Origin of the sequence: Methanolobus profundi, from assembly GCF_900114835.1 — an archaeon.
Taxonomy (GTDB): domain Archaea; phylum Halobacteriota; class Methanosarcinia; order Methanosarcinales; family Methanosarcinaceae; genus Methanolobus; species Methanolobus profundi.
In genome coordinates, this window is sequence record NZ_FOUJ01000006.1 from 63,032 (window position 1) to 74,635 (window position 11,604).

21 protein-coding genes and 1 tRNA gene are annotated in these 11,604 nt (G+C 45.1%); all 22 read right to left on the reverse strand.

The features are described 5' to 3' along the window. Positions 1-270, reverse strand: a complete 270-nt coding sequence (locus BM008_RS12555; RefSeq protein ID WP_091937553.1) for a hypothetical protein — start codon at positions 268-270, stop codon at positions 1-3. An 86-nt stretch (positions 271-356) separates the two neighbouring features. Further along, a tRNA-Ser gene (locus BM008_RS12560) sits at positions 357-443 on the reverse strand. 9 nt (positions 444-452) lie between these two features. After that, a complete protein-coding gene (locus tag BM008_RS12565; RefSeq protein ID WP_091937555.1) occupies positions 453-1,475 on the reverse strand; it encodes an RNA-guided pseudouridylation complex pseudouridine synthase subunit Cbf5 in 1,023 nt (340 codons plus the stop codon). A gap of 21 nt (positions 1,476-1,496) precedes the next feature. Further along, positions 1,497-2,024 carry a (d)CMP kinase gene (gene cmk / locus BM008_RS12570; RefSeq protein WP_091937558.1) on the reverse strand — a complete coding sequence of 176 codons (528 nt, stop codon included), beginning with the start codon at positions 2,022-2,024 and terminating at the stop codon, positions 1,497-1,499. 1 nt (position 2,025) lies between these two features. Continuing rightward, positions 2,026-2,646, reverse strand: coding sequence for a DUF106 domain-containing protein (locus BM008_RS12575; RefSeq protein ID WP_091937560.1), 621 nt, complete (start codon positions 2,644-2,646; stop codon positions 2,026-2,028). Positions 2,647-2,668: 22 nt separating this feature from the next. Beyond that, a complete protein-coding gene (locus BM008_RS12580; RefSeq protein WP_091937562.1) occupies positions 2,669-3,316 on the reverse strand; it encodes an adenylate kinase in 648 nt (215 codons plus the stop codon). A 10-nt stretch (positions 3,317-3,326) separates the two neighbouring features. After that, positions 3,327-4,805 carry a preprotein translocase subunit SecY gene (secY, locus tag BM008_RS12585; RefSeq protein ID WP_091937564.1) on the reverse strand — a complete coding sequence of 493 codons (1,479 nt, stop codon included), beginning with the start codon at positions 4,803-4,805 and terminating at the stop codon, positions 3,327-3,329. A gap of 132 nt (positions 4,806-4,937) precedes the next feature. Beyond that, positions 4,938-5,381: an uL15m family ribosomal protein gene (locus BM008_RS12590; RefSeq protein ID WP_091937566.1), complete on the reverse strand. Its 444-nt coding sequence runs from the start codon at positions 5,379-5,381 to the stop codon at positions 4,938-4,940. 5 nt (positions 5,382-5,386) lie between these two features. After that, the gene (locus BM008_RS12595; RefSeq protein WP_091937568.1) at positions 5,387-5,848 is read right to left on the reverse strand and encodes a 50S ribosomal protein L30; all 462 of its coding nucleotides are present in this window, start codon (positions 5,846-5,848) and stop codon (positions 5,387-5,389) included. 1 nt (position 5,849) lies between these two features. Next, positions 5,850-6,485, reverse strand: coding sequence for a 30S ribosomal protein S5 (locus BM008_RS12600; protein WP_091937570.1), 636 nt, complete (start codon positions 6,483-6,485; stop codon positions 5,850-5,852). Positions 6,486-6,493: 8 nt separating this feature from the next. Next, positions 6,494-7,015: a 50S ribosomal protein L18 gene (locus BM008_RS12605; protein ID WP_091937572.1), complete on the reverse strand. Its 522-nt coding sequence runs from the start codon at positions 7,013-7,015 to the stop codon at positions 6,494-6,496. Between the two features lie 2 nt (positions 7,016-7,017). Then, complete coding sequence (locus tag BM008_RS12610; protein WP_091937574.1) at positions 7,018-7,476, reverse strand: 50S ribosomal protein L19e; 459 nt, start codon at positions 7,474-7,476, stop codon at positions 7,018-7,020. A gap of 1 nt (position 7,477) precedes the next feature. Further along, positions 7,478-7,867: a 50S ribosomal protein L32e gene (locus BM008_RS12615; RefSeq protein WP_091937576.1), complete on the reverse strand. Its 390-nt coding sequence runs from the start codon at positions 7,865-7,867 to the stop codon at positions 7,478-7,480. A 9-nt stretch (positions 7,868-7,876) separates the two neighbouring features. Continuing rightward, the gene (locus BM008_RS12620; RefSeq protein WP_091937578.1) at positions 7,877-8,410 is read right to left on the reverse strand and encodes a 50S ribosomal protein L6; all 534 of its coding nucleotides are present in this window, start codon (positions 8,408-8,410) and stop codon (positions 7,877-7,879) included. 15 nt (positions 8,411-8,425) lie between these two features. Beyond that, complete coding sequence (locus tag BM008_RS12625) at positions 8,426-8,818, reverse strand: 30S ribosomal protein S8 (protein ID WP_091937580.1); 393 nt, start codon at positions 8,816-8,818, stop codon at positions 8,426-8,428. Between the two features lie 10 nt (positions 8,819-8,828). Beyond that, on the reverse strand, positions 8,829-8,981 hold the full coding sequence (locus BM008_RS12630) for a 30S ribosomal protein S14 (protein ID WP_091709280.1): 153 nt from the start codon (positions 8,979-8,981) through the stop codon (positions 8,829-8,831). Beyond that, a complete protein-coding gene (locus BM008_RS12635) occupies positions 8,982-9,479 on the reverse strand; it encodes a 50S ribosomal protein L5 (RefSeq protein ID WP_091937793.1) in 498 nt (165 codons plus the stop codon). 4 nt (positions 9,480-9,483) lie between these two features. Further along, positions 9,484-10,194, reverse strand: a complete 711-nt coding sequence (locus tag BM008_RS12640; RefSeq protein WP_091937582.1) for a 30S ribosomal protein S4e — start codon at positions 10,192-10,194, stop codon at positions 9,484-9,486. Positions 10,195-10,198: 4 nt separating this feature from the next. Beyond that, positions 10,199-10,552, reverse strand: coding sequence for a 50S ribosomal protein L24 (gene rplX, locus BM008_RS12645; protein WP_091937584.1), 354 nt, complete (start codon positions 10,550-10,552; stop codon positions 10,199-10,201). Between the two features lie 10 nt (positions 10,553-10,562). Further along, positions 10,563-10,961, reverse strand: coding sequence for a 50S ribosomal protein L14 (locus BM008_RS12650; RefSeq protein ID WP_091937586.1), 399 nt, complete (start codon positions 10,959-10,961; stop codon positions 10,563-10,565). Then, complete coding sequence (locus tag BM008_RS12655) at positions 10,958-11,287, reverse strand: 30S ribosomal protein S17 (RefSeq protein WP_091937588.1); 330 nt, start codon at positions 11,285-11,287, stop codon at positions 10,958-10,960. The genes BM008_RS12650 and BM008_RS12655 overlap by 4 nt, the downstream gene beginning before the upstream one ends. Positions 11,288-11,292: 5 nt before the next feature. After that, the gene (gene rnp1, locus BM008_RS12660; protein WP_091937590.1) at positions 11,293-11,604 is read right to left on the reverse strand and encodes a ribonuclease P protein component 1; all 312 of its coding nucleotides are present in this window, start codon (positions 11,602-11,604) and stop codon (positions 11,293-11,295) included.

An 11,604-nucleotide genomic window follows, 5' to 3' on the forward strand; every position in this document is an offset into this window, starting at 1 on the left:
TTAGAACAACTGTTTTTGAATGTCCTTTAACAATTCCCTTGCTACATGGTCAGCAATTTTCCTGTTCAAAGCCTCTGAAGGATGAACCTGGTCCAGGTTGTTGTTGCAGAGCGGGCATTCTATGCACTCATATAGTGCCATACTGTCATCCACCACGTTGGAAAATGAGATTGTTATCTCTCCCTCACAATCAGGACATGTCACCAACGTTTCGCCACCAGGACCTACATCCATATTCTCTTTTATGTGGAATACCTCTACTTTACTCATAATGTAGCCTCATTCATTGAATAGTATGGAGAATAATTCGTAAGATCATTTAGTAACTAATGTAAGATATAGATTGAAAAAAGTTATGGCGCCGAGAGGGGGATTCGAACTCCCGAGGGGCGGATGCCCCACAAGCTTTCCAGGCTTGCGCCCTACCGCTAGACTATCTCGGCACACGTATTTTATTCTGTGTTATCTGGCTTGCTGTGCCAGCCTTGCGGATAAGTGCCAGCATCTATTATTACTCTTTCGGTCGTAGCCACGATCCCGTGAGTATTTTGAAGCATTTCATCAGTACTCATAAGAGATCTGCACAATGCCACAGCTTCTCCTTTTAAAGTAAAGAGGCAAATATCATCATCTTTGTTGATATTCTTGTCAAAACTCAGTATACCGGGCACCGCAATTGCCGCACCACGGCACACCGCATCTACTGCGCTGTCACGAATAATGACCTTAGGAAGATGTGAAAGACCTTCCTCCATAGGCCGGATAACCTCACGCAGGAATGATTCATCATTCTCTTCTTTCAAGAGAACATAAGCATCTTTCAGATCATGGAGTGTGACAAGAGTGTCTTCCCTGAAAGGACCGGTCTTGGTCCTGCGAAGTTCCTGCATATGAGCACCACAGCCCAATGCAACACCAATATCATGGCATAACTTGCGCATGTAAGTACCCGCCTCACAGCCAACACGCATAAGAACAGACTTTTCCTTTACGTCAAGGACTTCCAGATAATAGATCTTACGCACACGTACCGCACGCTTGACAGCAGAAATGATAGGTGGCATCTGAAATAACGGACCAGTGAAATCCTTGCAGACCCTGCGGACCTTTCTCTCAGGAACCGCCTCATGCAACGTCATCAAACAGATGTATTCCTTACCTGACAAACGAAGAGCAGAAACTGTTTTCGTAGCCCTCCCCAGCATGATCGGCAATACGCCGGTCACAACAGGATCCAATGAACCGGAATGACCTGCTCTGTTCAGCTCAAGAATATCTTTTACCCACGCAGTGACCTCATGACTCGTAGGTCCCGCAGGCTTATCAAGATTTACTACACCCATCTCAATATATTGCTTCATTGGACGTTCGTAAGGAGAGCAACCATGCAAGAGACTTGTTGTTGCCTCAGCTTTATGGACTAGCTCCCTTTTTTGCTCAGAAGGTAAAATACAAGTATCAGTATGAGATCTCATTAGAACCGCCAGAATATATGATCAGAAGTAAGAACTATTATCTATCGCACAGGAAATAATATTTGTTATCTGGAACTGGTCCCATTTCTCTGAATCTATCACAAGGTCATAGACAGACAGATCATTTATCTCAATTCCATGTATCATCTTGTACCTGATAGCCTCAGATGCCTCACGCTCAATGGTCTCATTGAGCTTATCCTCAAAAGAACCACTTTCCCTGCTGACAATACGCTCTACACGAGTATTGACAGAAGCTTTTATCCACACTTTGAGAGCCTTTTCAGCCATGTGACCTGCAAGTCTCCCTTCAAGAATGATATTATCACGGGTATTGGCGATCTCTTTCTGACGTTCATCGATCTTAATATCGATACTATCATCAGATTCGGCCAGTTCACCGAATTCGGCCAGGGTCATACCATATTCCTTCGCAAGGGAACGAAAAACCTCTCCTGCGGAGATCATCCCAAGACCATACTTTTCAGAAAGTAAACGGGAAACAGTGGTAGTTCCACTGCCCGGAAGGCCGCTGATAGTCAGTAACACCTTATACGCCACCGACATCCAGAGCCTTTCTTATCAACTGACTTACAGCCAGTGAAGCAATAAAATACCAGAAGATCCAATGCTGGAACGGGCCGATCAGAGGATCGGTCAGTATTTGTTCTCCCCAGAAAGGGAATACAAGAGAAGCTGCTTCATGGCCTTTGATATAATGATAAGCCCACATGAACAGCGGAAGGGATATTACACTGATGTATGCCATTGGCTTGAACTGCTGCTTTGACATCTCCATCTGGTCGTCCATCATCCCTTTACGCTCCTCTTCCATCTTCTTCATAAGAGCAGTATTGTTAGAAAGCTGGGCTTCCCTGAACTCTTTCTGGAATCCCTTCATCTTTTCCTGCGTATTACGCATCAGATCCCAGTCAATAGTATATTTCTGGATAAGTGATGCATAAAGAGCAGTAATAGAGGCCATTATGAAAAGGACAATGTGGAAATTACTTGCCCCAAGAATGGTCACTACCGGATCCATTATGACACTCATGGCACTTCCGAGAGAGTCTCTGAAGTCCTGCCCAAGTATCATGATACCCACCATTAAGGAAATACCAAAAGCAAGCAGGAATTGATCAAGTTTCTTCTTGAATTGTTCTGTAACCAAGGGATAGCCTCTTTATGTAGTTTTATTTGTATTGATCCATTATCTTACAAACATCAGCAAAGACAGCATCTACAGCACCTGCGCCGTTGACATTTACAAGAAGTCCTGCATTGTCGTAATAATCGATCAATGGTTTTGTCTTATCATTATAGACGGCAAGTCTCTGGCGTATAACCTCTTCCTCGTCGTCATCCCTCTGATAGAGTTCAGCACCACATGCGTTACATACACCTTCCTTCTCAGGAGGGTTGAACATTACATGATAGCTTTCACCACAAGTGCAGCTGCGACGTCCACTGAGCCTTTTAACGAGCTCCTCGTCACTTACCTCGATATTGATAACAGAATCAAGGGGCTTACTTATCTCAGAAAGGATATCTTTGAGAGCATCGGCCTGTGGAATGGTCCTTGGATAACCATCAAGAAGATAGCCAGCTTCACAATCTGGTTCTGTAAGTCTGTTCCTGATAAGTCCTATAAGGACCTCATCAGGGACAAGTTCACCTTTGTCCATGTATTGTTTTGCTTTCAATCCAAGCTCGGTCCCATCACGGACATTTGCTCTGAGAATATCACCTGTAGAGATATGAGGGATATTATAATGCTTTGATAATTCCTTTGCCTGGGTGCCTTTGCCAGCACCCGGTGGGCCAAATAATGCAATATTCATGATATACACCTTATTCTTGTCCGAAGAAGGACCGTACCATCGGATGCATCTCCATCATCTGCTCAGATGCTATATCCTCATACAAACGATATACAATACTTACCGTAAGCAGAAGACCAGTACCACCTGCACCTCCAAGGGTACCAAGCAGACTTGCGACCAATGTAAGGAAACCAATGAAAGCACCACCAATTACGGTTACTTTCGGGATATACCTTAACATGACCTTCTCGATACTTCCGATATTCCTTCTGAAACCTGGGATCTGCATCCCTGAGTTAAATATCTTTTTAGCTGTTGGTTTTGCACCCATTCCCGTCGTCTCGATCCAGAACAGTGCAAACACAATACCTCCTACTATCAGGAACACAGCATCTGTTAATACGTGCAGACCGATCTGCCAGAAAGCAGGAACAGGTGCACCATAACTTGTGAATGATTCCCTTACAAGAGAAGGTATCCAGTCATATGGACTGTGGATTGGAGCCAGATAATACATAATACCATTGATAGGAGTTGAGCCACTGAACTCACCAAGGAATGTTATTCCTTTACTGCTGAGCAGAAGACCTACCATCTGGATATTCGCCTGCAATGCCCTTACAAGGATCATTGGCAGAACTGAAGCATATATGAGTTTTACAGGGAACTTACCCCTTGCACCCCTTACTGCACTATGTGCCAGAGGGATCTCGATACGTGTACTTTCTACATAGACTACAAGCAGGAAGATCACTATAGTACTTACCAATGCAAGTATTCCACCACTTATAAGCATGAACATTATACCATCGCCAGAGAATAGGAAATCTGCTTCCACATTCTGCACGATGTATAACCATTTAGGGAAGAAACCTGTTGGAAGGCCACTTGAATCCGATGTCCAGTTGAAAAGACCGGTAACGATCTGCTGGGAAACACCAGCCACAATGAAAAGACCGACACCAGAACCGATACCCCATTTGGAAACTACCTCATCCATGAAGAGTACCAGTACACCGCCTATGCATATCTGTATAAAGATGATAAATGTAACTACACCAAGGCCTACGCCTAAGGTTGATGCGAGAGCTGCATCCGGCTGGATATAACCACCAGCGATCTGTGGAAGAGCCTCAAGTACTATCATTACAAAGACCATGAACTTCTGTGCGCCCTGGAAGAACGCCTGGTCTGATGGGTTGGACATGTCGAGCTTAATGACATCAGCACCGACCAATAGCTGAAGGACAATGGATGCGGTAACAATAGGACCGATACCCAGAAGCATCAGAGAACCCGAAGCTCCGGCAAAAAATGCTCTATAGGACTCGAACAGGTCGATCGAATCCGCTGACAATCCAAACAGCGGTACATTAGCAAGTGCAAAATAGAGCACGAGAATTCCGAGAGTCCACATTAATTTGTTTTTAAAATGGACGTGCCCCTCTGGACTTGCAACCGCAGGCAATTTATTAAAAATTGGTTCCAAACTATCCTTAAGACTCATTAATTCCACCCTTTGAATGGAAAGATCCATGCAATTATTAGGTAAAGTACACCTAAATAGATCTACACATTAATAAATATGTATGCCTTATCCGCATAGAAATAAAAATAAAATAGGTAATGCCAGATGGCATTACTCTTCTATCTCAGTGCAAGATCCACCTGCACCTTCGATCTTTTCCTTAGCACTTGCTGAAAATTCAGATGCTGTGATTGAAAGCTTCTTGGATACCTTTCCGGAACCAAGTACCTTGTCAATATCTAATACAGCAAGATCGATGACATATGTGCCATCCTGAAGTTCTGCAAAACCGTCTTCAACAAGCTGATCAGCTAGTTCATCGAGTTCACCGACGTTCACAATTGAAGCATCGTTCAGAACCTTCAATGGGCGCTTGAATCCTCTCTGATGTCCACGGAAGTATCCGAGCTGAAGTGCACGTGTAGAATGGTGTTTGTTCTCACCACATCTACCTCTTCCACCACGGTTACCTGCACCACGTCTGTTCTTGGTTGTTCCGCCACCACATGTGCGTGAACCTCTGAACTTCTTTGTGTTGGTTTTCTTAGATGTCATCAGGATCACCTCATCTTCTTCAACAATTTGTTGATGTCTTCACCATGGTTACCCAGTACACCGCCCTGCTGGACCGTTCTCTTCATACCGGAGTGCCCCTTCCTTGGAGGGTGGAGCCTGAATACCGGCTTGAGCTTTGGTACATCTTTAAGGGTTGCGTTACCGTCACAGACAGCCTGTGCAAGAGCCTTGATGGAATCATAGTCTGTATTCTCAGCTACATATTCCTCGGTGAGCCTTACGTCACCCTCAAGTCTTCCACGGTTTGTGAGCATCTCTGCAAGTGTGTCAGCATCAATGACACCATAGGCCACATAGTCCTTTACTTTCTGGATCATTCCTGCATTGTGAGGATTGTCAGCAAGGAGAACACAGTGGTTCACTTTGTGCAGACGGACCATTTTAAGGGTATCCTTGATGGTACCCCTAACATTGACGTCTCCACGTACTCTGACCAAAGCGTACATTTTAAGCCTCCTTGTTCTCCATGTTTGCAGGCATTCTTACAACACCTGAGTTCTCAAGTGCGTTGAATGTAGCCTTTGCGAAGTTCAAGGTTGTCCTTGTGGTACCTTCTGTCCTTGTCCAGACATCCTTGATACCTGCCTTCTCGAGTACTTTCCTTGCAGTGTCTCCAGCAGCAAGACCAAGTCCACGTGGTGCAGGTTTAAGCTCTACAAGAACACTGCCGGCCTTTCCACGTACCTGTGAAGGTACTGTGTGCTCAAGACCGCATGCGCATTCCCATGAACCGCAGCCACGTTTTACCTTGATTATGTTTATCTTTGCATTGCTGATAGCTTTCCTGATAGCTGGTCCGACCTGAACGTCCTTTGCCTGTCCAAGTCCAACGAAACCATTGCCGTTACCAACAATTACAGTTGCTCTGAACTTTACACGACGTCCGGAGTCAGTCATCCTCTGGACCATGTTGATATCAAGAACCTCATCCTCAAGATCAGGTAACAGGATATCGATTATTTGGTATTCCCTTATTGGAAGACCTGACTCTATTACTTCATCCATGGAAGTGATCTGCCCTTCTTGAACGAGTGTTCCGAGTCTTGTCTGTGGAACCCATGCGTCTTCATATTGATATGCCATGTAATCACCTAGTTGAACTCAGCAGAGATCTTTTCCTTAACTGCATCGAACAGTTCAGGCAGATTTGAGTCTTCCATGTACTCTGCTACGTGTTCTCCTCTTACTCTCTCATCTGAAGGAAGGACAGATGAGTCATGAGGAATCTCGAATCCTGCATCTACTATACCTTTAAGGGTTGCATATACACGTGATCCGGATGATGATGCCTGGAGCCCTATGTCAAGAACGCCGTAATCATATCCTTTGCTCAGCGCCCTGTAACCGAATAACAGACCGGTAAGGTAGGCAGCTGTTGTGTTTCCTGTAGATGCGTTGTATCCGTACTTTGCAAGTTCTTTAGAAACTGCAGCTGAAAGGGTTACATCCCCTTCAGGTTTTGGAGCTACAAGCTGGACCTGCATGTGCCTTGAGCTCTTGCGTACTACCACACGGTCTTCCTTTGAAAGGAGTAACCTCAATCTCTGGTGGTAATCAGTACGCCCTTCTCTTCGTCGTCTGAATGCGACTTTATATCTGGGTCCTGTTGCCATGATTATTCCTCGTGCTTAATGAGTTTTTCTGACTCAAGGTGTGCCTTAAGGTGAGCTACACTACGGTATTCTCCACCCTTTGCCTTGCGGTAAACCTTACAATAGGTTGACCTGTCCAATGAGCCATCTGCACGCATTTGTTTAAGTTCCTTCCTCAGAGCACGGATCTTCTTCATCCACTGCTCTTTACGAGGATTACGTGCACCCTTCTTACCTTTTCTCTTACCATGTCCTTTACGGTGACCATACTTACGCTTGGCATCTCTTTCTCTTGCACGACCACGGCTTACACCCTTTACAGGGATGGCCTTGACGCTGCCAGCTTCTATGAGCTCACGGATGTCAGCTCTGGTGATAGCCACTGCAATATCATCTGCTGCTTCAGGGTCGAGCCATACTCTGTGGACCCCACACCCTAAAACTGCTGCAGCAATTCTTTTCTGATTGGTCAGATCGGTCATCTTATTCACCCCTTGTTGGGTTGAGGACCTTTATTGAAAGCTCTGCAGCCTTTGCCTCTATGATAGCCTTCTTTCTTCCGCCAACCTTTGCAGCTATCCTGATAGCTTCAACTTCTGCATTGACAGTGTCAAGCTGTGAAATTGTGCATACAAGGACCTCTGCATAGCCGGATGGGTGTAAACCCTTTACAGCAGCAGGACTTCCATAGCCTACCTGAGCAACAGCACCCTTTGCCTTGATACCCTTGCGCTGCTTACCCTGAAGACCCCTTGGGCGCCTCCAGTTGTCGTCCAGACGCTTGTACTTGTGGCTCTCGGTCCTTTTGAAATCAGGTTTTTTGTGCTTCTGGATCTTCCTTACCTTAAAAAGGCGTTTAATTTTATCATCCATTCAAATCACCTACACTATCTTCTCCACTGTGTATATTCCGTCCTGGAATACACGGGGGTCGAATCTCTTGATCCTTGTTGCCTGCTCGATGTTAGCAGCTGTCTGTCCGACATCCTCTTTGTTGATACCGGTCACAACAACCTCATCACCAGAAGCCTTTACCTTTGACTCACCAAGGATGTTAGCAGATCTTGCCTTTTTCTCTCCAAGGAAATTGCCGATCATTAACTGCTTCCCTTCTACCTTGATCTGCATAGGGAAGTGAGAGTAAACGACCTTCATGCGATATTCGAATCCCTCTGTGACACCTTTGATCATATTAGAGATATGTGATGCAAAGGTTCCGACCATTGCTTTCTGGGTCTTCTTCATGACCGAGGAGTCCACGACCACTTCTGAATCCATTACCTCTATCTTGATACCAGGATACCAGAAGGTCCTCTCGTTCTTGCCTTTCTGACCAGACACTGTGAGAACCTGGCCCTGGAATGTGACGGTCACACCTTCAGGGATAGGGATTATTTTCTTTATTTCTTTTGCCATGCGACATCACTTCCATCAGTACACATATGCAATTAACTGTCCACCAACGTTATTCTCACGAGCTTCGTACTGGGATATTACACCATTTGAGGTTGTAAGTATGAGTGTTCCGAAGTTCTTTGCAGGAAGGAACTGCTTTTCCCATCTTTCGAAGTCTGCAGCACCTACTGAATAACGTGGTTTGATAGCACCACATTTGTTGATCCTACCAATAAGTTCAACTTTATAGATTCCAGCCTTACCATCTTCAACAAACTCGAATTCACCGACATATCCACGGTCCTTCATGACCTTAAGTACGGTACCAATGAGTTTTGATGCTGGTCTTATGACACAGGAATCCTTACCAATTGCCTCTGCGTTCTTTATTGTAGACAGAGCGTCAGCAAGCGGATCTAATAATACCATTTCTTACACCTCACGTATACTTTTCGAATCCCATATCGTGGGCAACTTCACGGAAGCAGTGTCTGCAAAGGTAAATTCCATATTTCCTTACAAGACCCTGTTTTCTTCCACATCTCTTGCATTCGCTTGCTCCTCTTCCAAAGCTCTTTGTGGTTTGTACCATTTATATTACCTCCACGGAGTATTTGTCTTTGAAGAAAGCAATTGTATCCTCTTTTGTGATCTTGTGAGATGTTGGGATCTTCCTCTTGACGATCCTTCTTTTGTTGATCCTGTAACCTGGACGGTTCACAATAACATTGATATCCATTCCAAAGATACCGATGTTAGGATCATACCTCATGCCTGGGAAGTCAGTGTGCTCCTCAATACCAAAGGCAACATTCCCATATTTATCGAACTGGGATGCTCTGAGATTGCTCTCTACTATATTAAGTGCTGTCTTCAGGAACTCTTCTGCACGGTCAGACCTGAGTGTGACCTTACATCCAATTGGCTCGTTCTTCTTGATACCAAATGCTGGAAGAGTTCTCTTTGAATATGTCCTTACAACGGTCTGTCCGGTAATCTCTCCAAGAATGCCTTCAGCATCTACAAGATGCTGACCACTTTCTCCGACACCCATGTGAACAACTACCTTTTCTACTACAGGCGTTCTCATTGGATTACTCAACTACCTCACCACCTAATTTAATATCTGGCTCCTTCTCGCCGATGACGACAACGAAGTCCTCGATGGTCTCAAACTCATAGTCTCCGGAAATTGCGACCGTGTTGTGCTTGGAACTTCTTACAGTGTTGATCTCCTTGATAGTACCGATCTCACCTGTGTGTCTTCCACCAACGATCATAGCAAGGTTACCTACCTCATACTTGATGTGCTTGACAATGTTCTTGTCAGGCAGAGAGAGGATGAGTGAATCCTTTGGCTTATAATCATTGGAACCAAGGAGGTTTGTACCGTCATTGAGGTTAAGCTGTACTGCTCCGCCCTTTATTATGGTCTTACCGTTGATCCTGCAAAGCTTGTTTGCACCTACATCTTCAAGCTTATGAACTTCAAGTCTTCCCTTGCGGTCCAGCAGCATACGGTATGCTACATTCTCGAGAGGGATAGTAATTACATCTAAAAGACCTACAGGGAACCTGAGATCCTTTCTGATAACACCATCAACAAGTATGTTGCCTTCTGAAAGAACGCGCTTTGCTTCTGCGCGGGTGTCTACAATACCCAGCATGTCCCTCAGGAGTACACCAAGAGGAATGCTCTGCTGTTTGTTATGTGGACCCGGTCTTGTTGCGGTGACCCATTTGTTGGATTTCTTTGATACCTGCCAGCTCTTTGGGACAGATATTCTTTTCTGATGTTTGCCCACAAAATCACCTGTTACTGATAACTTCTTCTCTGTGTTTATCCTTCATTTCCAGGGACGTGATCATCACATTTGAAGGGTATACAGGTCTTGCAACCTCTGTACCATCTGCCTTTGAGACAGTTACACCTTCTACAACGATCGTTCCGTGTTTGAGGGATATTGCTTCTACCTTACCAGAGGTTCCTGCATGATCTCCACGCATTACCTTCACAGTGTCCCCAACGATAACGCTGGCACTGCGGCAACCGTATTTGTCACGGAGGTCCTTGGAAAGGGGAGCACCCATGTATTTCTGTTTGATGTGCAGAGGAGCAGTATATCTTGCCTTTCTCTGTTTTCTTGGTTGATTTGATACCATTTTACACACCTCAAACTACCATAGATGCGGTTGTACCGATCTTTGGGAACCTTTCTGCTGCTTCCCTTGCTACAGGACCTTTGATGTCAGTTCCTTTTGGTATACCGTCTGCGTCAACAATGACAACTGCGTTATCTTCAAAGGAAACCCTCAGACCATCTGGACGGCGCATTTCCTGTTTCTGGCGTACAATCACTGCGAGAAGGATCTGCTTGCGCATTTCCGGTGTTCCTTTCTTTACGGAAACCACGCACATGTTACCAACACCAGCTCTAGGATGTCTGTTCTTAACGCCTCTGTAGCCCTTTACGGAAATGATCTCAACTACACGTGCACCTGTATTGTCCACGCAGTCGATCTTAGCACCGGCATTGAGTGCACGTGGAACGGTGGATTTAATTCCCCTCATTCCTGTGCCTCCGCCTTGATTACTACATAGGATTTAGTCTTACTAAGAGGCCTGCATTCAGCCACTGTCACAACGTCCCCTACCTTTGCATCTATGCATGGAGGATTGTGTGCGTGGATCTTGGATTGCCTCTTTTCATATCTCTGATATTTCTTAATTAGCATCTCGTGCCTACGCTGGATGACCACTGTCTTGTCCATCTTGTTGCTGACAACGGTCCCTACAAGGACCTGTCCGCGAACCGGAAGTGCTCCGTGGAAAGGACAATTGACATCGTCACACTCCACTTCGGGAGCTGGGACATCCAATCCAATATCTTTAACCATGATTATTACCTCATGTGTATTTTTCTTATATTCTTTGTTCTGTTCTCAGGTTGTGAGATCAGAAGGTTTCCATCAACTTTAACATACCTCTCAGCATGCCTTTTGGATAATCGGGAAGGTATCTGAAACACAAAGGATGATCCCTTTTTCGGAACCTTTCGTTCGGTCCCGTCCTCTTTGAGAACAATGATCATGTTCTTTGTTTCGTCAACCACTTTGCCGCTCATATCGTTCAATGTCGGATTTGTCGCCTCTATTACCTTTACGTTCGACCCGATCAGTTCATGGAATACCAGTTTAGAAGGAGTGATCTCCAA